This is a genomic window from Microcoleus sp. LAD1_D3 (genome assembly GCF_036702135.1).
Lineage (GTDB): Bacteria > Cyanobacteriota > Cyanobacteriia > Cyanobacteriales > Microcoleaceae > Microcoleus.
The window spans coordinates 94,938-116,359 of record NZ_JAUBSB010000006.1; the positions used below are offsets into that span (position 1 = coordinate 94,938).

Here is a 21,422-nt window from a genome sequence, read left to right on the forward strand (position 1 = left end):
GGGTTCAAACAAAGAATATGCTGAAATTCGCGATCGTAGCTTTAGTGACTTTGGGATTAGTATTAGTGACGGCACTAGGTTTACATCCGGCCAATGCGACAGTCAGCACTCCCGAATTTTATGCTTGGAACTTTGCCTCTGTAGGCAGTAGCGAGCTGGTTTGTAAAAAGACCGTGGTAGTTCCGCAAGACCTGATAATTCCGTCATCATCAATGCACGCTGTCAGTATCACTTCTGCAATTGTAGATGAAAAATTTTGCGTGAATTCCACTAAGCCTGTGAATTAAGGCAGTGCATAATAGGATTTCCGGTTATGAACAATTAACGGCACATCATATAGCAATCGTAAATAATTTGTGAATTTCTTACTTTCTCCCCGCAGGTTCGGGGAGAGTGGGGGGTGGGTAAAAAAATTTACGACTCCTGCAAGGATTGCTATAATATTAAGTGATTGTCAGAGTGATTTCCGCCATCCGCGCACTGAAACTGTTGGCTGATTTTTTTATGAGAAACACCGGGTATTTTGTAATGAAAATTTATTAAACGAGTCGGGCGCAGAAGTTTTCTGCTCTTGAAAGAGATCGAACTCTTCCCTATTTTCCCAGTGCTTTTATGGTGACTTAAGAACCGAGGGAAAATATTCAGCCATTTGGCTAATCGTTTATTGGCTAATTGGCCGACTCAGTAATTCGTTAGTTTGAGTATGCTAGAGTTAGTCAGGTTCAGATATATAGTGCCATCTGTTATCTAAGTATCATGCTCAAAATTTTGGTAATTGAGGACGACGAATTAATCCGGGAAACTCTTCTGCAACTCCTGGAATCTCACAGCTACCGGGTCATTGCGGCTGAAAACGGTCGAGTTGGTGTGCAGATGGCACTTTCGGAGATACCGGATTTAATTTTGTGCGACGTGCAGATGCCGGAACTCGACGGTTATGACGTGTTGCGGACGCTGCGGCAAAACTCCCTAGCTGCTACAATTCCATTTATTTTCCTCACGGCTCAAAGTGACAAAACCGATTTTCGTCGCGGGATGGAATTGGGGGCCGACGATTACTTGACAAAGCCGTTTACCAAGGCTGAATTGCTAGGAGCCATTGCTTCTCGCGTCTTGAAACGGCAAACTATTACTCAACCGCTAACATTCGCCCTTCACCAAGCAGAAGCCAGACTCAAAGATTTAGTTAACGACTCGACCAAGGTTACGACTCTCTCTCCTGAAAAGTTTGCTCTCGAAGCTTTGCTGCGCCACGCTTTGGCACAAGGTGAGTTTCAGGTATACTATCAGCCACAAGTGAATATTGCTACCGGCCAAGTTATCGGCGCCGAAGCTTTAGTGCGCTGGCAAAATCCCGATCGAGGTATAATTTCTCCCGGCGAATTTATTCCCTTAGCAGAAGAAACAGGTTTAATTATTCAGATTGGCGAGTGGGTACTGCTTTCAGCTTGCGCTCAAGCCGCTAGTTGGCTGGCAGCAGGCTTTTCGCCCTTTACCATATCAGTAAACTTGTCGGCCCGGCAGTTGTCTGACCCGGAACTCAAGGCGCGAATCGTCCAAATATTGGAAACTACAGGCTTGGAGCCTGCTAATTTAGAATTAGAAATGACCGAAAGCGCTTTGGTGGAAAATGCGACTGTAGCAGGCGCTACTTTAAACGAACTTAAAGCTCTAGGAATTCGGATTGCTATTGACGACTTCGGCACCGGTTACGCTACTTTAGGATATCTTAAGCAATTTGCTTTTGACAGTTTAAAGATCGATCGAATTTTCGTCCGTAATGCCAACGAAGATACTCAAAATGCTGCTATTACTACAGCAGTAATTTTACTTGGTCACAGTTTGAATATGACAGTAATTGCGGAGGGAGTGGAAACACAAGCAGAACTAGATTTTTTGAAACAACATCAGTGCGATATCATGCAGGGGTATTTGTTCAGCCGCCCCGAACCAGCAGCGATAATTGAAAGTATGTTGGTTGCCGACCCCGGTTTGTTGGCGCAGCCCCCAGTAGTAGCACCTGATCGCGTTGTTCCTTTTGTACCTGTGTCCGAACCGGAAAAATCTAAAAACCTTTCAATGTCTGGTCTAGGAATAGTGTAAGCGTCACCAAGATTTCTGTATAATAGAATAAAATTATTTCTTTTACCTTCTATTTTCTGCATAAAAGTTGACGCTTCCTCATAAAAAGTTGTAGCTTTTTAGGATAGGCAAATCAAAGAAGGAGGTTTTTCCCCATATTCCTCTACTGCTTCCCCTTTTATGCGCTCGGCGCCCCTAATTGGACTATTTGAGGAATTGTGGCGTCTTGAAATTGCGAGCTTTTATCAAGTTGCAGCAGGTAAACTCATTTAAGTTCCTACTTTGGGACTGGCAGTTTCAAGAACTGTCCAACTGGAATTGGTGCAAGCCTGTCATGGAAAGAATATTAGTGGTTGACGACGAAGCAGACTGTCAAACAGTCTTAGCAATGTACTTGGAAAGTCAGGGATATCGGGTTGAATGCGCTAATTCAGGGGTGGAGGCGCTCTCGATTTTTGAAAATGCTCCCCCTGATTTGGTAATTTCAGATGTCATGATGCCGGAAATGGACGGGTTTGAGTTTTGTCGCCGTTTGCGAACTACCCGTTTGGGACAGTTAGTCCCCTTTATATTTTTGTCGGGTCAAGGGGAGATTGAGTCAAAAGTTGAAGGTCATTCGATCGGCGCTGACGATTATCTGGTAAAACCTTTTCAGTCTGAAGAAATTTTAGCTAAGGTAAGGGCGCAGTTAGAGCGCTCTCACCGCATTCACGCCGAGATTGTCCGACTGCTTCAAACTTCTAGCGGTAGGGCGGTGGAACCAACATTCGTGGCAGTATTGCCAGCACCTGCACCTTTGCCTTTAACACCAGCCGAGGAAAGAGTTTTTTGGGAAGTGATCCAGGGTTATACTAACAAACAAATTAGCGATCGGCTGTTTATTAGCCCCCGCACTGTGCAAGCTCATTTAGGCAGCATTTTCAGCAAATTACAGTTAGATAATCGTGCTCAGCTTGTGAGATTTGCCCTGGAAAGAGGATACAAACCACCTCAAACTTAGCTCAGATCAATTCCGGTTGCACTCTTCGACATGATTGTTGACCCTTCTACTACGTTCAGGGCAACGCTGTTGACTGTTGACTGTTTGGACATTTGAACAATACCGATGCAACCGGAAACGATATCAGATACAGCATATTCCCGGTTCATGAAGTACAGTAGCACCTATATTGTGTGGTGTTAATCTGTAGGGTGCGGATATGCTTCATTTTTGATAAAACTTACAGATTGACGGGTAGCGACGCACCTTACACGGGCTAGAAGATTGTGTGTACCACATATACATGGAATATGCTGTATCAACCTAGGGTGCGCCAGCCAGTCAAAAACTCCTCTCTTGTGCCAAATTAATCGCGGCTGACGCACTCAGCAGCCAGATTATTCCACATTCAAAACACAATAAGGATAATTAGTGCTCACACAAACCCCAGGTCCGAAATTCGTACCCCGGAAGTTGGCACGTTCCAAATCACCCTGCCGCACGTTATTCGCCGCATCGATATTTGTCCCGGTCAATTGAGCCCTAGGAAGCCTAGTATTTGACAAAATAGCATTCTGCAAATTACTATCGCGCACATCCGCGAAAGACATATCCGCTCCGCTTAAATTCGCACGATTCAAATTAACTCTAAACAGCAGCGAACGCCTCAAATCGGCATTCGACAAATTAGCTTGCTGCAGATAAGCTTCGCCGAGATTCGCATTAAAAAGTTTCGCACCGCGCAAATCAGCACTCGTCAGATTCGCTCGCCCCAAAAAAGCATTAGACAAATCCGCATTTCGCAGATTAGCACCATCCAAGTCAGCCCCGTACATCTCGGCATTAACTAAGTTAGTATTTGCCAAATTAGCACCCCTTAAATCCGCTTCTAGCAAATTAGCTTCATAGAGATTTGCTCCGCTTAAATCGGCTCCTCTTAAATTAGCTCTGTACAAGCTAGCCTTGAACAAATCAGCATTTCTCAAGTCACAGCCCTCGCACTCTTTACTTTCCAGCAACTGCCTAACATGATCTGGATTTTGAGCTTTAACAGGAGCTGCCACCCAAAAAAAAGCTAAACTTGCCGTTATAGTTGCCAAGAGTTTAAGTTTCACAAACAAACCTCACTGCTACTTCAAATAAATTATACTAGCCAACTGTAGACTTTCAACCCATATCCTGCTCTGTTTTCTCTTGCTCTGCGTTCTCTGCGCTTTCTGCGGTAAGCCCTCAAAAAAATGATTCGCAGCCAATGATTTAGACCGGCTTCCAGCAAGGCGGGCAAAGCCCGCCCTACTTAACTTAATTAAGCTTCATCTAAAGCAGCAACACCAGGCAATTCCTTACCTTCGAGCAGTTCTAAACTAGCACCACCACCAGTAGAAATGTGGCTCATTTGTTCACCTAAATTCAACTGTTCCACAGCCGCCACCGAGTCACCACCACCGATAATTGTGGTAGTACCAGTTTTAGTAAGTCCAGCCAAAGAATGAGCGATTCCTTCAGTTCCCACAGCAAACTTCTCCATCTCAAACACGCCCATGGGCCCGTTCCAGATTACCGTTTTGCAATCGGCCAAAGCATCTTGGAAAGTTTTTACTGAATCCGGGCCAATATCCAAACCCATCCAACCGTCGGGGATGCTTTCAACAGAGACAGTTTGAGTGTTAGCATCAGCAGCAAACTTGTCAGCAACTACCACATCAGTAGGTAACAGAAAAGTAACTCCCCGTTCCTTTGCCTTAGCTTCCAAAGACTTAGCCAATTCCAGCTTGTCATCTTCCACCAAAGACTTGCCAACGTTCAAGCCGCGAGCTTTGTAGAACGTGAAAACCATGCCACCGCCCAACAGCAGTTTGTCGCACTTTTCGAGCAGTTTTTCAATAACTCCAATCTTGCTGGAAACCTTAGAACCGCCGATTATAGCAGCTAAAGGACGCTGAGGATTGTCGATCGCACTGCCGAGATATTGCAGTTCCTTCTCCATCAAAAACCCAGCCACAGAAGGACTCAGATACTTAGTAACGCCCTCTGTAGAAGCGTGAGCCCGGTGAGCCGTACCAAAAGCATCGTTGACATACAAATCGGCCACAGAAGCTAAATTCTTAGCAAATTCCGGGTCGTTTGCCTCCTCCTCTGGGTAGAAGCGCACATTTTCTAGCAAAACCACATCGCCATCTTGCATCGCGGCGACTGTAGCAGCGACTTCATCGCCGATGCAGTCATCAGTCTTTTTGACTTCTTTACCCAACAATTCCGACAGCCGTTTAGCAACCGGTGTCAAGCGCAACTTCTCCGTCACACCCTTGGGACGGCCGAAGTGGCTGCACAAAATCACCTTAGCGCCCTTGGAGGCTAAATCTTGAATTGTCGGCAGAGCCGCCCGGATGCGAGTATCATCGGTGATATTGCCGTTGTCGAGCGGCACGTTAAAGTCCGCCCGCACCAATACCCGTTTGCCCGATAAGTCCGATGCCGATAAATTTGCTACAGTTTTTTTTGTCACAGGATTAACCTCCTAATATGTGTGTTTTTGTCGAATTCCGTTGAAATGGCGGCACTGGTCACTTGCACTTAGGCCTCGGACGCATTCAACCGCGTCCGTACAAAAAACGGAAGATGAAACAAACGGCACTGATTGGCTCAACGTAAACATTTTATCGGAGTCCGCGTCCCGGAGATGCGCAGTATGTTCAAGACTGTCTTATTTCCTATAGATCAAAGCCGAGAAGCCCGCGAAGCTGCCGAAAAGGTGGTCAATATCGTGAAAACCTACGCCTCTCGCTTAGTTATTCTCTCGGTAGTCGAACCCCCAGCCGAGGAGGCCGACGCCCCGGCCCGAGAGGTGATGACTTCCCCCGAAGCAGTCGCCAAACTTCTGTCGGAGGCCCAATCGATGTTTTCCCAGCAGGGAATTGAAGCTGAAATCATCGAACGGGAAGGCAAACCTGCTTTCACGATTTGCGATGTGGCTGACGAAATTGGGGCCGATTTGATTGTGATGGGCTGTCGGGGGATGGGTTTAACCGATGATGGGGCGTCTGACAGCGTTACCAATCGGGTGATCAATCTGTCTCCTTGTGCAGTTTTGATTGTGCCTTAGTCATTAGTCATTAGTCATTAGTCACGTGTTATATCATGTCTGACTAAATAAACGTAGATTCTGTAGGGGCGGGTTAACCCGTATCTATTATGTAAATCCAGGGTATGCGTAAACTCGCCCTGACACAGGGACTAATGACTGCTGACTAATGACTAATGACTAATGACTAATGACTAATGACTGCTGACTAATAACTAATAACTAATGAAAATTCACTGGTATCCCGGTCACATTGCCAAAGCGGAACGGGCATTAAAAGAACAGCTAAAGCGAGTAGATGTGGTGCTCGAAGTCCGAGATGCCCGCATTCCCTTGGCTACTTTTCACCCCCAAATGCCGAGCTGGGTGGGCGGCAAGGCGCGAGTCTTGGTCATCAACCGCATGGATATGATTACGCCTCGATCGCGCGAGGCGTGGGAAATATGGTTTGAATCACAGGGGGAAACTGCGTATTTTACCAATGCCGAGCACGGTCAAGGAGTAGATGCTGTCGCAGATGCCGTGCAGAATGCAGGGGTGCAGCTAAATAAAAGAAGGTTCGATCGAGGTATGCTCCCGCGTCCAGTCCGGGCGGTGGTAATGGGATTTCCCAATGTCGGAAAATCCGCTTTAATTAATCGGCTGTTAGGGCGGAGAGTCGTGGATAGTGCCCGCAGAGCTGGAGTAACTAAATCGCTCCGATGGATTCGCATTTCCGACGAAATTGAATTATTAGACGCACCTGGAGTGATCCCAACCCGAATTAACAATCAAGAAAATGCCATAAAATTAGCTATTTGCGAAGATATTGGCGAAGCAGCTTACGACAATCAGGTAGTAGCAGCAGCGATGGTAGATTTGCTCCTAGGGCTTGAGGCTGCTGATGACACGTTGATATCACTATCTGGTTTCAAATCCAGGTATAAATTAGATCCAGCCTCTAGTAATGGTGAAGATTATTTGCACGAGGTCGCAAAAGACAAGTATAAAGGAGATGTCGAACGAACGGCGCGGCAGATGTTAAACGATTTTAGAACTGGTGTGTTGGGTCAGCTTTCTTTGGAGTTGCCGCGGGCTTGATAAAACTCGTGCCCTACAACTAATCAGGAATGGTATTAAATAGGGATTTGCTGACGGTGATAATTTGAACTTCGTCTCCTATGTGTAATATTTTTTCTGCTGATTGCGGTGCGATTCGTGTGTTAACTATCAGCCGACTAAAGTAATTTAAATGCCCTTTCTTTACCAACTCAGGCATGATTTCCTTCTGCTTGGCTGTTAGTAGATTTTTAAAATTTAGATCGCCTGCTTTCGCCCCATAATTTGGCGTAGATAGGATACATGGCTGACGGGGATTAATAGCTTCAAATATTACTGTTCCTATTTTAAACCTAACAATTTCATTGGATTGTGAGAAAAGTTGGTCTTCCCAAAAAGCCGGGACATCTCCTATTTCAATATTAGCTCGCAAGCGCTGGCGCATCTCGTTAACGCAAACTCTCGGGAACCAAGATGCAACTTCGGCAATTGTTTCGGTACTGATAATGCTTGGCCCTGGTGCAGTGGTATCGTCGGGAAAACCAGTCAGCAAGTTTTCAATTAACTTGACGGGGAAACCGAAGTAGTTGCTCAACCAACATTCTACTCCTGGGCGTTCTCTATCTACATGAAAAAAAAATTCTTGTTCGGTGTCTTGTATTTTCAGGCCGGCAATTCTCTTTTTCATGTCAAAGGATAAGTGTAGAAAACGGACTCCGCTGTTGCGCTTAGTGTTAACTAATTCTCCTGCTGCATCGCAGATTGCAAAAGAGCGATCGCCTTCTAGAGCTCCGCTGGCTAGAATAGTGGCTTGACTGACTGCTATGCCGTCAAGGGACTTAACCGGATAGATATGAATGCTGGCGACGTAAGACATTTCGAGCCATTGATAAATAATTGTCGTTTTAGATACATTCTAGCATTCCCTGCCGGCAGAAGGATGACCGCAGTTGACTTGGTGAAATAAAATAGGAATGAAATAAAAAGGGGTAACTTTTTTGAAGTTTACATGTGGTCGGAGCAGCTTGTAAAGAAAAATCAAAGAAGTCTGGCTGAGCTTGTGGTAGATATTATGCTCTAAAATAGAAAAAATTCAACAATTGAACCGAGTTATAAGCAATGACTGAAAGCGGAAGTAGAGGCATGATTTCGAGACGTAATTTAATGTTGAAGGCTGGTGCAGGGATGCTGGCGGCAAGCTTGGCACCTGCGTTTTTACAAGCCGAAGCAGCAAAGGCCGAGGCAATCTCTGAGCTTACTCCCGACCGTGCTCTTCAGAAATTGATGGAGGGAAATCAACGCTACATTCAGCAAAAACGGACATTTCCCGACCAAGCCCGATCGCGAATTGTAGAGGTAGCACAGGGTCAACATCCGTTTGCAACCATCCTGGCTTGTTCTGATTCGCGGGTTGCTCCCGAAATTATTTTCGACCAAGGATTAGGGGATTTATTTGATATCCGAGTAGCTGGCAATTTTCTCGACGATGTGGTTCTCGGGAATATAGAATATGCCGCCTTAGAATTAGGCGTGCCGCTATTAGTAATTCTGGGTCACGAACGCTGCGGTGCTGTCAAAGCAGCTTTAGATGGCAAAGCTGTTCCGGGTCACATTAGCACTTTGGTGGCGGCGATTCAACCGGCAGTTGATTCGACCAAAGGTCAAAAAGGCGATGCCTGGGATAACGCAGTCAGAGCTAATGTGAAAAGGAATGTAAATAACTTACAATCCTCGTCGCCTATTTTAGCTGAAGCAGTCAAAGCGGGCAAGCTTAAAGTTGTTGGGGGCCGCTACGATTTGGATAGCGGCACAGTAGAGATAATTGCTTGATTTTGCTGGTTGCATCTCATATCTTGGAATATTTTTAATGAACAGGCTTTCGGGCCTGTTCCACAATCCGAGAATTTGATTGTGGGGAGTAGGGTTGGGCATCCTGCCCGCCCATAAAAGCCATAATCTCAGTTACATCAAACCCATTTCTTGCAGTCCCCGGCGCAGGCGTTCTGCCTCAAATGGGCGGCGCTGTTCGTGAAGGGCGATCGCTCTTTTAAATTCTGCTAAACTCTCTGGCATTTTGCCAATTTTCAGCAGCGCTACGGCCAAGTTTTGATGAGCTTCCGCGTGTTCGGGATCAATTTTTATCGCTTGTCGGTAATAGGCGATCGCATCTGCTAAATTTCCGGCTGCCTTCAGCGTCAGTCCTAAATTATAGTGACCTACTGCAAAATTGGGGTCAATTTTTAAAGCTGCTTTGTAAGCTTTTTCAGCAGATTTCAAATCTCCTTCTTCTTTGAGCAAATTGCCCAAATTATTGTAAGCACCCAACTTGAGGGGCGGGAACACATTTGTATTAATTGCCGCTTGATAGTGTTCTTTTGCTTTGGCAAACTGCTGCTGCTGGCGATAAGCAATTCCCAAATGATAGTTGAGTTCGTAAACAATAGAATCATCAATGGCCTCCGCAGTCAAGCCTTTGGTTAATAAATTAATTCCCCGCGCCAGTTGCCCGGTTTCTACATACAAAGCGCCTAATTTGCTACAAGCATAAGCATCGTTTGGATAATAAGCGATATAGCGTTCCATTGCTGCTTGAGCTTTTTGGAATTTACTTTTTGCGGCGATCGCATCTTTTTGATAACCAGAGTGCCAAATCGCCACATCGGGGAGAGAAGCTATTTTCCAATTTGGTTCCCTGTGAAGAATCTCAGCCACGCTGTCGTCTACCATTGCGTGATAAGGGCGAGAAAAGCGGATGTCGGGGCGATTGCGAAACAAGCGCGACACTAGGGAATAGGGAGATTGAGAGGCACCGATTTCTTGGCGGATGAGATTGATTAGCAGCAGCCGATCGCTCCCAATAGCCTGGTCGATATGAGGTACAATCTCCGGTACCAAAACCTCATCGGCATCTAATACCAAAATCCAGTCGCCCTGGGCGTGTTTCAGACACTCATTGCGCGCCACTGCGAAGTCGTCGCACCATTCAAAGTCATAAACCCTCGCCCCAAATTCTCGGGCAATTTCACGGGTGCGATCGCCCGATCCCGTATCCACCACCACCATTTCGTCCACAACACCCTTAACGCTGTCCAAAGTCCGCGACAGTGTTGCCTCTTCATTCTTCACAATCATGCACAGAGTCAGATCCATCGGGCGCAAACTTTCCTCGTTTCACAGAATTATTGTAATTTTTTTACCAGTAAAACACAAAAAGTCCCAGAAAAAATTCTCCTATTTCGCTTTTGCCTTGAGCATAAGTACCTGTCTTCCCTAGAAAAATTGGGTTAAGTCTTTTGAGATATTAAAAAGCCTCAAACTCGGACGATTCATGAGAAATCCTATCCCTCTCGGTTCATCCCTACGGTAGAGGTGAGGGCGGGATAGAGCTTGTTATTCTAAAAACATAAGACAAGGCACCAGAGAAAGTTAAGGATTCAGGAGAAAAAGAAATGGGAATTATTGCTTGGATCGTTTTAGGACTGATTGCCGGTGCGATCGCCAAAGCCATTTATCCGGGAACTCAAGGCGGCGGTTTTCTGGCAACAACAGGTTTAGGAATTTTGGGCGCCCTAGTGGGAGGTTATTTAGGTCAAATGTTCTTTGGGACTAGCGGGGGAGCTTCTTTCGGAGCATTGACTCTACCCAGCATAGCTTTTGCAGTTGTAGGTGCGATCGTTCTACTTTTCATCTGGGGATTGTTAACTCAGCGTGCTGCATAACAAATATTGCCAATTCCCAGTCGATCAACTATTAGGGTATTCATAAACCCGGTTTCTTGAAGAAACCGGGTTTTTCACTTGTTTGTAGGCTGCGTCAGCCTACTCATACCAAATCCGCGTTAAACACCCCGGATCCGACTCGGTGGTTGAAACTGATCAAAAATCCAACTTTCGTCCGAACAGAGGGGGACTGAAGAATAAAGGCCTAAAAATCCCGGAGTGGGTATCAATTAATTAATCAATCCGCAAATTGAAAGGCAAGCGAACATAAACCCCCTGCGGGTCGTTCATCGACTTGATAACAGCCAATTCATCTTGCATTTTCTTAAATTCCGCCGTCAGGGGGTCGAGTTTGGCGGCTGGTTTCAAAACGTGAACGCCTGAAATTCTTTCCAAAATTCGCTCCTCCAAAGTGCGGCGTTTGGGATATTCTTCCAATTTCCAATCGTCGCCGAGTTTAGCTTGCTTCGCCGCCTCTCTGACAGCATCTTCAAGGCCGCCAATTTCATCGACTAAACCCAACTGTTTCGCAGCCGTACCCGACCACACCCTGCCTTGAGCAATTTCTTGTACCTTGTTTTTCGGCAGTTTGCGAGAGTTGGCGACTTTAGTAATAAATCGATCGTAAATGCGATCGACTACCCTCTGAATATTCGCCAATTCTTGAGGATTTTTCGGACGGGAAACCGTGTTAGTATCCGCAAACCGGGCGGTTTTCACAACGTCCCAAGTCAGGCCGTTGTTAGCAGCCAACTTTCCGGCGTTAAACAGCATTCCAAAAACGCCGATAGAACCGGTAATCGTATTGGGTTCGGCAAAGATTTTGCTGGAACCCATCGAAATCCAATAGCCGCCGGATGCTGCTAAATTGCCCATCGAAACAATAACTGGTTTCTTTTTGCCCGTCAGCATAACTTCGCGCCCGATTACTTCGGCCGCCGTCGCGCTACCTCCGGGACTGTTGACGCGCAAAACCACTGCTTTTACGTCGTCATCTTCTCGGATTTTCCGCATTTCTTTAGCGATGCGATCGCCTCCTACTTGAGTCGGGCCCCCTTCGCCGTCTACAATCTCTCCCTCTGCGTAAAGTATAGCAATTTGGTTTTTCTTGTTAGCGTGAGTTGAGTTTTTATCCTCAGCAACTCTAGCGTAGTTTTTCAAACTAATTTGCTTGAAAGATTTGTTTTCGCGATCGGTTCCTGTGAGTTTTTTGAGTTCTGTCGATATTTCGTCAAAGTATACAACTTTATCAACTAACTTGCTTTTGAGAGCTTCGTCAGCCATCAAAATTCCGCCATTATCTGCAAGCGCTTGCAGTTGCGGAACAGTCACTTTGCGACTCGGGGCGACAGTTTTCAGGTATTCTCCCCACATATCTCCGAGCAACTTTTGAGTTTGCTGGCGATTTTCGGGACTCATTTTTGTGAGCAAAAACGGCTCAACGGCTGACTTGTATTTGCCGACGCGAGTCACTTGCACTCCCACGCCGTATTTTTCAAAAGCACCAGTCAAAAACATTGCCTGACTGCTAAAACCGTTGATTTCCAAAGCGCCGTAAGGATTGACTGCAATTGTATTAGCAACGGAACCGAGGTAATAATCTCGCTCATTCCAGTCCATCTGGTAAGCAAAAATGGGTTTTTTGGCATCTCGGAAACGCTGCAAGGCAGATCGAACTTCTTTGAGATTGGCAAACCCGCTGCTGCTAGAATTTGAGCTGCCTTCGAGATAAATGCCAACTATTTTCGGGTCTTTTTTCGCATATTCGATCGTGTCTAAAACAGTCCGCAGCGTCACTGTATCGCCGGAATCTTCCGAAAGCACTTCTTCAATCGCCGCGCCTGTGCTACGGCTCGGTTTGCTGTCGGTGATATTTGAAGAAAGGTCTAATACCAATACAGACTTATCTTTAACTTGGGGGCCCGAATCTTTGGACGACGATGCTGCCATAGCAATTAGCAGTACCAGTCCCCCCAATCCGATGCTGCCCAGCAGCAGCAGTCCTAGGAAGGTTCCCAGTAAACTTGCACAGGTATATTTTAGGAAATCTTTCATTAGATAATTGGTAATTAGTTATTAGTCAATAGTCATTAGTCATTAGTCATTAGTTAGAGCACATCCGGTGAGAGTGGAATGATACCGAGCGTGTGAGCCAGAGGCTGGCACTGCACTCGGAAAAATATTATTCCCATGCCAGCGGAAACGATATTATGGGTAATTCCTGCAACTAGGATTTAGCAATTATCCTCGGTCGTAGTTATTAGCTAATGACTTTTGACTGCTCACTAATGACTTTTGACTGCTGACTCACTTTTATCTTAACCTTTCCAAAACCCCAGATTGTTTTAGCTCATCCAAATTACCGCAGCCCGTACAGAACATCACGGTGGCGATTTCTGCAATTAAAGCCTCAGCTAGAAGGGCTGCCGCTGATTCCGATTCCGCTGCCGCTTGTAGAAACGGCCGCGCCAGTCCCGCAATATCCGCGCCAAGGGCGAGAGCCTTCGCTGCATCCAATCCATTCTGCAAGCCTCCAGAGGCAATCAGGGGAACATCCGGCGCTACGGCGCGGGTGCTGACAATGCACTCGGCTGTGGGTATTCCCCAGTCGGCAAAGGTTGCGCCCAACCTGCGCTGCTTGCCATCTTTAGCTCGCTCTCCTTCTATTTTCGCCCAAGAAGTGCCTCCGGCCCCGGCAATGTCGATCGCACCTACTCCAGCGGCGACCAATTTCTTTGCCATCTTTCCTGAAATACCGTTGCCGACTTCTTTAGCAATAACTGGTACTGGTAATTTCTCGCACAATTTGGCAATTTTATCTAGCAGTCCTTTAAAGTTAGTATCGCCTTCGGTTTGAACGCACTCTTGCAGCGGATTGAGGTGCAAAATTAGAGCATCGGCTTCGAGAATATCAACTATTTTTTGGCATTCTTCCAAACCGTAATTGTAGTTTAATTGAACTGCTCCGATATTGGCAAACAGCAGAATATCTGGAGCGCGACGACGGACGGCAAATGTAGGAGCTAGTTGAGGATTTTCTACGATGATTCGCTGGGAACCGACTCCCATTGCGAGTTTGTATTCTTGAGCGACATCGGCGAGGCGATAATTGATTGTCTGGGCTAAGTCTGTGCCGCCGGTCATCGAGGAAATTAGCAGGGGAACGGCTAGTTTTTTGCCGAGAAATGTGGAGGTTAAATCGATTTCGGTGCGATCGAGTTCTGGCAAACAGCAGTGAGCAAAACGGTAGCTTTCGAGTCCGCTGGTAGTTTCGCGAAATTGTACGTCTTCTTCGAGGCAAATCCGCAGGTGATCTGCTTTGCGGGTTTCGGTTTGCGAGGGGGAGGTTAGCGGCAAGTTCACAGTGGCTATTTGGGGAAAGAGTTGTGATTTGGGAATATAGAAATTTTATTTCATTTTTGAGATTTTTTTTATTAACCGCAGAGAGCGCAGAGGGCCCAGAGGAGAAGAAAAGGGAGATGTCTGCCAATCTTCTTGCAAGGGTTGCTATATTATCCCGGAACAGTCATCGGCACGCCGTTATCTGAAGGTTTCAATTTCAGTAAAAAAGGAACTGCTTTTTGCACCCACGCTTTGATTGACGTGTAACTTGCCGCATCTTCTCCGAAGCAAGTTTCCAGCATATCCGTGTGAATTATCCCCGGATTCAAAGGAACCGCCGCCATACCTGCGGGCAATTCTTGGGCGAGCGATCGCGTAAGTCCTTCTATTGCCCACTTGGAAGCGCAATAGGGCGCGACTTCCGGCGAAGTTGACCTTCCCCAACCAGAACTAAAGTTGACAATTATGCCGCTTTTTTGAGCAATCATTGCCGGGACAAAATGGCGAATTACATTAGCAGTACCTTTAATATTAACATCTATTAGCTGGGAAAATTCTTCGCTGCTGACTAACCAAAGCGGCGCGGGATTGTTGACTAAACCTGCATTGTTAATGAGCAAATCAGGCGGCTGCTTTTTTGCCAACATTTCTGTTGCCCATGCTTTTACTCGATCGTCCTTGGCGACATCCAAACAAGTAAAATGATGGGGCGCACTATATTTTTGGTTGAGTTTTTCCACCGCTTCGGAAGAACGGGCGCATCCCACAACTGTATGTCCCAATTCAATAAACTTTTCGGTCATGGCAAGACCGAGACCGCGACTGGCTCCGGTAATTACAATTAATTTTGTCATAAATTTGCTGATGTTTGACATTAAGTAATACAATACATATTGACGGGCAAATTGACAAATCGATCGCAGGGAGAAAGCATGAAAGTAAAAGCAGCAGTTGCTCGCAGTGCCGGCAAACCTTTGAGTATTGAAACTGTTGATCTGGATGGGCCGCGGGCTGGAGAGGTGTTGGTGGAAATTAAAGCCACGGGTGTGTGTCACACTGACGCTTACACTCTTTCCGGCGCCGATCCTGAAGGTTTGTTTCCTGCTATCTTAGGCCACGAGGGAGCCGGAATTGTCGCAGAAGTTGGGGCGGGAGTCACGAGTGTCAAAGTGGGCGATCGAGTAATTCCTCTCTACACTCCCGAATGTCGCAACTGCGAATATTGTTTGAGTGGCAAAACGAATCTCTGTCAAGCAATTCGCGTGACTCAAGGCCAGGGAGTCATGCCCGACGGCACGAGCAGGTTTTCCATAGACGGGCAGAAACTTTACCATTACATGGGAACTTCTACCTTCGCTAATTATACAGTATTGCCAGAAATTGCGGTAGCAAAAATTCGCGAAGATGCTCCTTTTGATAAAGTTTGTTTGATCGGCTGCGGCGTCACAACAGGCATCGGCGCTGTCATTAATACTGCGAAAGTAGAGCCTGGTTCTAATGTGGTAGTTTTCGGTTTAGGCGGCGTGGGTTTGAATGTCATTCAAGCGGCTCGCATGGTGGGAGCTAACATGATTGTCGGCGTAGACATGAATCCCGACAAGCGAGAGATGGCAGAAAAATTCGGCATGACTCACTTCGTCAATCCCCGCGAAGTAGAAGGCGATTTAGTGCCTTATTTAGTAGATTTAACCAAAGGCGGAGCTGATTACAGTTTTGAATGTATCGGCAACATTAATGTGATGCGCCAAGCTTTAGAATGTTGCCACAAAGGTTGGGGCGTGAGCGTAATTGTCGGGGTAGCGGGAGCCGGTCAAGAAATTAGCACCCGCCCGTTTCAGCTAGTAACTGGTAGGGTTTGGAAAGGGACGGCTTTTGGCGGCGCAAAAGGCAGAACAGATGTTCCTAAGATAGTTGATTGGTACATGGACGGGAAAATTGATATTGATAGTTTGGTATCTCGGCTAATGCCGATCGAGCAAATTAACGAAGCTTTTGATTTAATGCACAAAGGCGAAGTAATTCGTACAGTTTTGACTTTTTGAGTTGTGAAGGAAGAAGGAAGGTAGGACTTAGGGAAAAAGTGGTTTTACGCGCTACTTATAGCTGTAAGGTGTACGGCAGCACCCTAAATAACTTCTTTCTTCTCTCTTCCTCTGCGTCCTCTGCGCTCTCTGCGGTTAATAAAAAACTTCTAATTCCCAACTGAAATAAAATTAATATGATATCAGAATCCCTAAAACTGCACAAAGAACATAAAAGCTTCGGTGGCCAACTCGGATTTTACAGCCATCAATCCTCAAGCTGCAACAGCGAGATGAAATTCGCTGTTTACCAGCCCCCCCAAGCTTTATCTCAACCCGTACCCGTTTTGTATTTTCTATCAGGTTTAACCTGCACGGAAGAGAACGTTATGGCAAAAGCGGGGGCGCAAAAATTTGCGGCAAAATACGGGTTAATGCTGGTTGCGCCCGACACTAGCCCGCGCAATACTGGTATTCCTGGGGAAGATGACGATTGGGATTTAGGAAGTGGTGCGGGTTTTTATGTTGATGCGACAGCCGCACCTTGGAATGCTCACTATCGAATGTACAGTTATGTGGTTGATGAATTACCGAATTTAATCGCCAAAAATTTTCCAGCGATACCGGAAAAACAGGGAATTTTCGGCCATTCGATGGGCGGACACGGGGCTTTAATTTGCGCTTTGAAAAATGGATCTCGTTATCTTTCAGTTTCCGCTTTTGCGCCTATTTCCGCGCCAATGCGCTGCCCTTGGGGACACAAAGCTTTTGCAAACTACCTCGGCAGCGACAAAGAGATTTGGAGGGCTTGGGATGCTAGCGAATTGGTGGTTGCAGCGCAATACAACCGTCCAATTCTGATTGACTGCGGCACTGCTGATTCGTTTCTTACTGACGGGCAGTTGTTGCCGGAAGTGTTAGCGGAGGCTTGTGCAAAAGCGGGACAGCCACTAACTTTAAGGATGCAGGGAGGTTACGATCATAGCTATTATTTTATAGCGAGTTTTATGGAAGATCACATTCGGCATCATGCGGCTGTTTTGTGCGGCTAGTTCCTAGCAGGAAGCAGGCAAGATGCCTGCTCCACAACAACTGGTTCTTAGGCTCTGCCTGGGAACCGATATCCAGAGGCTCTGGCTCGAAGGGCTGCCATGAAATGTAGAGGCAGAGCCTCCTGATCTGCTTTACCAGGCTCTGCCTGGTAACGAGTGAGATCGCTTCTAGGAGCACAGGTATTTTCGGTTAATTAAGATTAATCGGAAAAACCCATTCTTTATAATTGCTGTCGCGATTTTCTATAATACCCGTAAGTTTATCCAAAATCTTTTCGGTGATGGGTCTGTTTTTGGGCAAATGATAGTTTTCTACTCGGTTAATTGGCGTAATCTTCGCGGCGGTTCCGCAGAGGAAAATCTCGTCTGCAATAAACAGTTCTGATTTGTCAAGGGGTCTTTCTATGACTTCAATTCCTAAGTCTCTGGCGATTGTGATTACGCTGTCTCTGGTAATTCCTTCGAGAATATCTTGCTCGAAACCGGGAGTAACTAATTTACCGTTTCTGGCGACAAATATGTTCATTCCTGAAGCTTCGCTGACTTTTCCCTGAGTGTTCATCATAATTGCTTCGTCGAAGCCGGATTCTACTGCTTCTGTTTTGGCTAAAGCTGAGGTGATGTAGGCGCCGCTAATTTTACCTCTTAAGGGCAAACTGCGGTCTTCTTGGCGATACCAAGAGCTAATTCTACAGTTGACTCCTTCTTTGGGCAAATAATCTGAAAGTTCTAATCCGTAGACAAAAAAGTCGGTTTCTACGTTGTGCAGTCGGGGGGCAATTCCTAAACTGGATGTGTAGATAAAAGGGCGGATATAAAATGATTTTGTGGGCTGGTTTTTCTGGACAAAATCAATTATTATCTGTTGAATTTTGTCGGCTGGCAAATCGCAGTGGAGGAAGCTGGCACTTTGACTTAATCTTTGACAGTGGCGGTCTAATCTAAATAGCAAGATTCGATCGGCATTTTGGGGGTCTGGAATTCCCCGCAACCCGCCTAAAACTCCGGTTCCGTAGTGCAGTGCGTGGGTGGCTATGGAAATTTTGGCGTCGGTAAATGGGAGAAATTGGTTTTGAAAGTAGGCAATTGGTAGAAAACTATCCATGATTCAAGCTGGAGATGAGTTTTGCAGTCCGGGAGGAAAGCTGAATTTGGTTATATTACCATAAGTTATACCATTTTAGATTTTAGATTTTAGATTTTAGATTTACAATGACTGATTAGATATAAGTTTGGAGGTGGTCTAAAGTTACCTTTCTTTTATTAAATGAGATGAGTATTGTGTGATTCGAGGGAGCGATAAAATAATATAAAATGCGGTCATTTGGGTTGATAATTGTTTTGGGAAAAAGTGCGATCAACTACAAACAAAAATCAACCAAGGGGCAACTATGGCACGTAAATGTTTCATCATTGAAATGGGGATGGGTATAGACCAGCACGGGCAGGAACCGACTGTAGCCTGTGCAAGGGCTGTACGGAATGCGATCGCCCATAATGCTCTCCTAGGCGTCTGGGAAGTGGCGGGTTTGAGCGACCCCAATCAGATGATTGTTGAGGTTAAGGTGGCTGTTCCTTACCCGGAACAAGTGCGGGAACAGGAGGTGTTGGCGGTGCTCCCTTTTGGCAGCAAAACTCTGATTGTGGAGCAAGGAGGCATGATTGTGCCAGGAAGGGCGATCGCCTCTCTGAATGATAAAAATGATGAAATGCTAATCGCTGTGGCGGCTGTGAGTGTTTTTGTCGAAACTGAGGACTAATTAATTGGGTGTTGTTGGGATAAATCGCCCGATCGCAGTTGCTTGTTTGGGCGATCGGGCGATCGAACGCCTGTCTGTTAAAAAATGATTAATTTAGACTAAGTTGTAGGGTGCGTCATGAGAAATGGCCTGAAATATCCTAGAAAATCTGAGGCTCTGAGGCACGCTATAACTTAGTCTGTTCAACGCTAAGATTTATTGGCGCCTACCTACTTAATTTTTAACTTTTAAGTGAGAATTTTTAATTCCTCAGGCGACCGGGTATGTAAGCAATCCAGCAAAACCCTACGATTAATAACAGCCACGTCACGGTAATATTGCTGCCCAACAAGTTGCGGAGAAAATCTTCCATTGTTCTCAAAAATTATAGGGTTTAAAAGAATTTATTACTGTTCCCTCTCCGATCACAAAAGGTAGAGTCCGATCGCATAAAACCCGATCAGACTCTACCTCCTCTACCTCCTATTGGGGCTGGCTGGTATCTGCCAACATTTGGTTAACCATTTGCAAGTGCGCCTGAAGGTTCGGCAACTTCTGGGTGGCCCACGCCTTCAAGTCGGGATCTTGTCCCTGTTGAGATTGAGCCTGAAACAGAGCAATAGCCTGAGTGTGGCTCTCGATCATAGCCTGCTTGTAAGCGGTGTCAAAACTTGTACCGGATAGTCCGGAAAGTCGATCCATCAAAGCTGTGTTCTGGGTACTCATGTCGGTTGGCAATTCAACCTGCTTTTGCATTACTAACTGCATCAATTCTTGATTTGCCCGAGTGTGTTCCTCAACCATTTCTTGCCCGTATTGTTTCACGCCCGCACTAGAACCGCGCTGCACTGCCAATCTGCCGAGCTCCACTTCCAGCATACCAATTTGACCTGCTTGCATGACAAAGTTTCTGTCTTGGCTGCTGAGAGAATTAGGTGAAGTTTCGCCACCTGTGGGAGTGTTGGGAGAACGGCTGGGATTGTTGTTGATGGGGGTATTTGGAGAACGGCCGGGAGTGTTGTTGGTGGGGGTATTTGGAGTGTTGGGAGAACGGCCGGGAGTGTTGTTGGTGGGGGTATTGGGAGTGTTGGGAGTAGTAGCATCGTCGGTAGCATTATCAGCAAGCTCAAAAACCCGATCGCCCGACTGGTTGAAGCCGTGACTCTGGCGGTTTAATTCTGCAAATCCCGGCACAGCTATCAAGGAACTAACGCCGGCAATTCCGGCAACTGTTACTAATTTTTTGAACAAATTTTTGCGATTGAGTGAAGTCATGAATTTCTAGGCCTCTAAGTTTTCAAAATTACGTGAAGCGAAGCTATCCCGTAGGGAATCGCCCGAAACTAGCGATGGGAGGGTGTGCTGTTTTTCCGAAACAAGTTGAGCAAACCAAACGCGCCCAATGCACCTAGCCACCCGAAATTGTTGGGGCTATCGCGCCGAGCACTCAAAACTCCAGAATTAGTATCAGCCGGCGTGGATGTGGTACCACTCGTACCCGTTGTACCGGTTGTACCCGTGCCACTCGTACCCGTTGTACCCGTTGTACCCGTTGTACCCGTGCCTGTTGTACCCGTTGTACCCGTTGTACCCGTGCCTGTTGTACCCGTTGTACCCGTTGTACCCGTGCCTGTCGTACCCGTTGTACCGGTTGTGCCCGTGCCACTCGTACCGGTTGTGCCGGTTGTACCCGTGCCTGTCGTATCGGTTGTGCCCGTGCCAGTTGTATCGGTTGTACCAGTTGTGCCCGTACCAGTTGTGTCGGTGCCCGTACCAGTTGTGTCGGTGCCTGTACCAGTTGTGCCCGTACCAGTTGTGCCTGTACCAGTTGTGCCTGTACCAGTTGTGCCTGTACCAGTTGTGCCTGTACCAGTTGTGCCCGTACCGCCTCCAGGACCCCCTCCAGCACCGCCGCCTGACTGGGCAGAAGCAGGCACTGCTAAGGAAACCGTTGCTAAACCTAAAGTACAAGCGCTTGCTAAAACAACTTTCAACAATTTAGAAGATTTCATGGTAATTCTTGCTTTTACGTAGAGTCCTGCGATCGCTTGTGATGCCAAAACCGCAGGGTCAAATTGACAGCGTAACGTGCAGCTTTTCTAACATTTGCTGCGGGATAATGAAAGTAAGGGAGCAAATTTAGTCCCCTTCCCTGGATTATTTTTCCCTGGTCAATTACACCGCAGCCTTAATAGTTTATAAGCTATTACGTATCATTCAAGTTCGCCATTCATCTTTAGGAATATTTGGTAAAATGGCGTTTTATTTCAGGTGATGGATGATATTTGATGGGGCGGCCTACTAGCTAAATCAAAACTTACGCGCGGGGGATAGAAACCGGGTTGAACTGAAAAATTTGGGGTTGAAT

Annotated in this window: 20 protein-coding genes; 10 read left to right on the plus strand and 10 right to left on the minus strand. The window is 46.4% G+C overall.

Translation table 11 applies throughout. The features are described from left to right. The first annotated feature begins 17 nt into the window (after positions 1 to 17). From QUA74_RS05325 to QUA74_RS05335, 3 genes are all read left to right on the plus strand, one after another. Positions 18 to 287 carry a hypothetical protein gene (locus QUA74_RS05325; RefSeq protein WP_333325804.1) on the plus strand — a complete coding sequence of 90 codons (270 nt, stop codon included), beginning with the start codon at positions 18 to 20 and terminating at the stop codon, positions 285 to 287. 469 nt (positions 288 to 756) lie between these two features. Continuing rightward, complete coding sequence (locus QUA74_RS05330; protein WP_333325807.1) at positions 757 to 2,103, plus strand: EAL domain-containing response regulator; 1,347 nt, start codon at positions 757 to 759, stop codon at positions 2,101 to 2,103. A gap of 205 nt (positions 2,104 to 2,308) precedes the next feature. Further along, positions 2,309 to 3,082, plus strand: coding sequence for a response regulator (locus QUA74_RS05335; RefSeq protein WP_445251612.1), 774 nt, complete (start codon positions 2,309 to 2,311; stop codon positions 3,080 to 3,082). Positions 3,083 to 3,459: 377 nt separating this feature from the next. On the opposite strand, the gene QUA74_RS05340 is transcribed toward QUA74_RS05335, so the two are convergent. Further along, positions 3,460 to 4,176, minus strand: coding sequence for a pentapeptide repeat-containing protein (locus QUA74_RS05340; RefSeq protein WP_333325809.1), 717 nt, complete (start codon positions 4,174 to 4,176; stop codon positions 3,460 to 3,462). Positions 4,177 to 4,367: 191 nt separating this feature from the next. Beyond that, positions 4,368 to 5,567: a phosphoglycerate kinase gene (locus tag QUA74_RS05345; RefSeq protein ID WP_333325811.1), complete on the minus strand. Its 1,200-nt coding sequence runs from the start codon at positions 5,565 to 5,567 to the stop codon at positions 4,368 to 4,370. Positions 5,568 to 5,750: 183 nt separating this feature from the next. On the opposite strand from QUA74_RS05345, the gene QUA74_RS05350 reads away from it, so the two are divergent. Both QUA74_RS05350 and ylqF read left to right on the plus strand, forming a co-directional pair. After that, positions 5,751 to 6,164: a universal stress protein gene (locus QUA74_RS05350; RefSeq protein WP_333325815.1), complete on the plus strand. Its 414-nt coding sequence runs from the start codon at positions 5,751 to 5,753 to the stop codon at positions 6,162 to 6,164. 204 nt (positions 6,165 to 6,368) lie between these two features. Then, positions 6,369 to 7,223, plus strand: coding sequence for a ribosome biogenesis GTPase YlqF (gene ylqF, locus QUA74_RS05355; RefSeq protein ID WP_333325818.1), 855 nt, complete (start codon positions 6,369 to 6,371; stop codon positions 7,221 to 7,223). 19 nt (positions 7,224 to 7,242) lie between these two features. Here ylqF and QUA74_RS05360 read toward each other — a convergent pair whose 3' ends face one another. Further along, on the minus strand, positions 7,243 to 8,058 hold the full coding sequence (locus QUA74_RS05360) for an MOSC N-terminal beta barrel domain-containing protein (RefSeq protein WP_333325821.1): 816 nt from the start codon (positions 8,056 to 8,058) through the stop codon (positions 7,243 to 7,245). Positions 8,059 to 8,300: 242 nt separating this feature from the next. On the opposite strand from QUA74_RS05360, the gene QUA74_RS05365 reads away from it, so the two are divergent. After that, positions 8,301 to 9,011, plus strand: a complete 711-nt coding sequence (locus QUA74_RS05365) for a carbonic anhydrase (protein WP_333325823.1) — start codon at positions 8,301 to 8,303, stop codon at positions 9,009 to 9,011. A gap of 132 nt (positions 9,012 to 9,143) precedes the next feature. On the opposite strand, the gene QUA74_RS05370 is transcribed toward QUA74_RS05365, so the two are convergent. Beyond that, entirely contained in the window at positions 9,144 to 10,331 is a 1,188-nt protein-coding gene (locus QUA74_RS05370) for a tetratricopeptide repeat protein (protein ID WP_333325826.1), read from the minus strand. A 299-nt stretch (positions 10,332 to 10,630) separates the two neighbouring features. On the opposite strand from QUA74_RS05370, the gene QUA74_RS05375 reads away from it, so the two are divergent. Further along, entirely contained in the window at positions 10,631 to 10,900 is a 270-nt protein-coding gene (locus QUA74_RS05375; protein ID WP_333325829.1) for a GlsB/YeaQ/YmgE family stress response membrane protein, read from the plus strand. A gap of 234 nt (positions 10,901 to 11,134) precedes the next feature. Here the strand turns inward: QUA74_RS05375 and sppA are convergent, their stop codons facing one another. The 3 genes from sppA to QUA74_RS05390 form a co-directional block, all read right to left on the minus strand. Continuing rightward, on the minus strand, positions 11,135 to 12,955 hold the full coding sequence (gene sppA / locus QUA74_RS05380) for a signal peptide peptidase SppA (RefSeq protein WP_333325833.1): 1,821 nt from the start codon (positions 12,953 to 12,955) through the stop codon (positions 11,135 to 11,137). Between the two features lie 258 nt (positions 12,956 to 13,213). Then, a complete protein-coding gene (gene fni / locus QUA74_RS05385; protein WP_333325835.1) occupies positions 13,214 to 14,263 on the minus strand; it encodes a type 2 isopentenyl-diphosphate Delta-isomerase in 1,050 nt (349 codons plus the stop codon). A 149-nt stretch (positions 14,264 to 14,412) separates the two neighbouring features. Continuing rightward, positions 14,413 to 15,096, minus strand: coding sequence for an SDR family oxidoreductase (locus QUA74_RS05390; protein ID WP_333325837.1), 684 nt, complete (start codon positions 15,094 to 15,096; stop codon positions 14,413 to 14,415). A gap of 78 nt (positions 15,097 to 15,174) precedes the next feature. Between QUA74_RS05390 and QUA74_RS05395 the strand changes: the two genes are divergently transcribed. Together QUA74_RS05395 and fghA are read left to right on the plus strand one after the other, a co-directional pair. After that, positions 15,175 to 16,284 carry an S-(hydroxymethyl)glutathione dehydrogenase/class III alcohol dehydrogenase gene (locus QUA74_RS05395; protein ID WP_333325839.1) on the plus strand — a complete coding sequence of 370 codons (1,110 nt, stop codon included), beginning with the start codon at positions 15,175 to 15,177 and terminating at the stop codon, positions 16,282 to 16,284. Positions 16,285 to 16,460: 176 nt separating this feature from the next. Next, complete coding sequence (gene fghA / locus QUA74_RS05400) at positions 16,461 to 17,315, plus strand: S-formylglutathione hydrolase (RefSeq protein WP_333325842.1); 855 nt, start codon at positions 16,461 to 16,463, stop codon at positions 17,313 to 17,315. Between the two features lie 190 nt (positions 17,316 to 17,505). Here the strand turns inward: fghA and QUA74_RS05405 are convergent, their stop codons facing one another. Beyond that, complete coding sequence (locus QUA74_RS05405) at positions 17,506 to 18,420, minus strand: branched-chain amino acid transaminase (RefSeq protein ID WP_333325845.1); 915 nt, start codon at positions 18,418 to 18,420, stop codon at positions 17,506 to 17,508. 286 nt (positions 18,421 to 18,706) lie between these two features. Between QUA74_RS05405 and QUA74_RS05410 the strand changes: the two genes are divergently transcribed. Continuing rightward, positions 18,707 to 19,075, plus strand: a complete 369-nt coding sequence (locus QUA74_RS05410) for a Lin0512 family protein (protein WP_190742964.1) — start codon at positions 18,707 to 18,709, stop codon at positions 19,073 to 19,075. A 462-nt stretch (positions 19,076 to 19,537) separates the two neighbouring features. On the opposite strand, the gene QUA74_RS05415 is transcribed toward QUA74_RS05410, so the two are convergent. Then, entirely contained in the window at positions 19,538 to 20,329 is a 792-nt protein-coding gene (locus QUA74_RS05415) for a DUF4142 domain-containing protein (protein WP_333325847.1), read from the minus strand. Positions 20,330 to 20,397: 68 nt separating this feature from the next. Then, entirely contained in the window at positions 20,398 to 21,066 is a 669-nt protein-coding gene (locus tag QUA74_RS05420) for a hypothetical protein (RefSeq protein ID WP_333325850.1), read from the minus strand. Between the last annotated feature and the right edge of the window lie 356 nt (positions 21,067 to 21,422).

Excerpts from the sequence above, each read along its gene's own strand:
- QUA74_RS05325 (WP_333325804.1), top strand. The coding sequence starts at position 18 with ATGCTGAAATTCGCGATCGTAGCTTTAGTGACTTTGGGATTAGTATTA.
- QUA74_RS05330 (WP_333325807.1), top strand. The coding sequence starts at position 757 with ATGCTCAAAATTTTGGTAATTGAGGACGACGAATTAATCCGGGAAACT.
- QUA74_RS05350 (WP_333325815.1), top strand. The coding sequence starts at position 5,751 with ATGTTCAAGACTGTCTTATTTCCTATAGATCAAAGCCGAGAAGCCCGC.
- ylqF (WP_333325818.1), top strand. The coding sequence starts at position 6,369 with ATGAAAATTCACTGGTATCCCGGTCACATTGCCAAAGCGGAACGGGCA.
- QUA74_RS05360 (WP_333325821.1), bottom strand. The coding sequence starts at position 8,058 with ATGTCTTACGTCGCCAGCATTCATATCTATCCGGTTAAGTCCCTTGAC.
- QUA74_RS05365 (WP_333325823.1), top strand. The coding sequence starts at position 8,301 with ATGACTGAAAGCGGAAGTAGAGGCATGATTTCGAGACGTAATTTAATG.
- QUA74_RS05370 (WP_333325826.1), bottom strand. The coding sequence starts at position 10,331 with ATGGATCTGACTCTGTGCATGATTGTGAAGAATGAAGAGGCAACACTG.
- QUA74_RS05375 (WP_333325829.1), top strand. The coding sequence starts at position 10,631 with ATGGGAATTATTGCTTGGATCGTTTTAGGACTGATTGCCGGTGCGATC.
- sppA (WP_333325833.1), bottom strand. The coding sequence starts at position 12,955 with ATGAAAGATTTCCTAAAATATACCTGTGCAAGTTTACTGGGAACCTTC.
- QUA74_RS05390 (WP_333325837.1), bottom strand. The coding sequence starts at position 15,096 with ATGACAAAATTAATTGTAATTACCGGAGCCAGTCGCGGTCTCGGTCTT.
- QUA74_RS05395 (WP_333325839.1), top strand. The coding sequence starts at position 15,175 with ATGAAAGTAAAAGCAGCAGTTGCTCGCAGTGCCGGCAAACCTTTGAGT.
- fghA (WP_333325842.1), top strand. The coding sequence starts at position 16,461 with ATGATATCAGAATCCCTAAAACTGCACAAAGAACATAAAAGCTTCGGT.
- QUA74_RS05405 (WP_333325845.1), bottom strand. The coding sequence starts at position 18,420 with ATGGATAGTTTTCTACCAATTGCCTACTTTCAAAACCAATTTCTCCCA.
- QUA74_RS05410 (WP_190742964.1), top strand. The coding sequence starts at position 18,707 with ATGGCACGTAAATGTTTCATCATTGAAATGGGGATGGGTATAGACCAG.
- QUA74_RS05415 (WP_333325847.1), bottom strand. The coding sequence starts at position 20,329 with ATGACTTCACTCAATCGCAAAAATTTGTTCAAAAAATTAGTAACAGTT.
- QUA74_RS05420 (WP_333325850.1), bottom strand. The coding sequence starts at position 21,066 with ATGAAATCTTCTAAATTGTTGAAAGTTGTTTTAGCAAGCGCTTGTACT.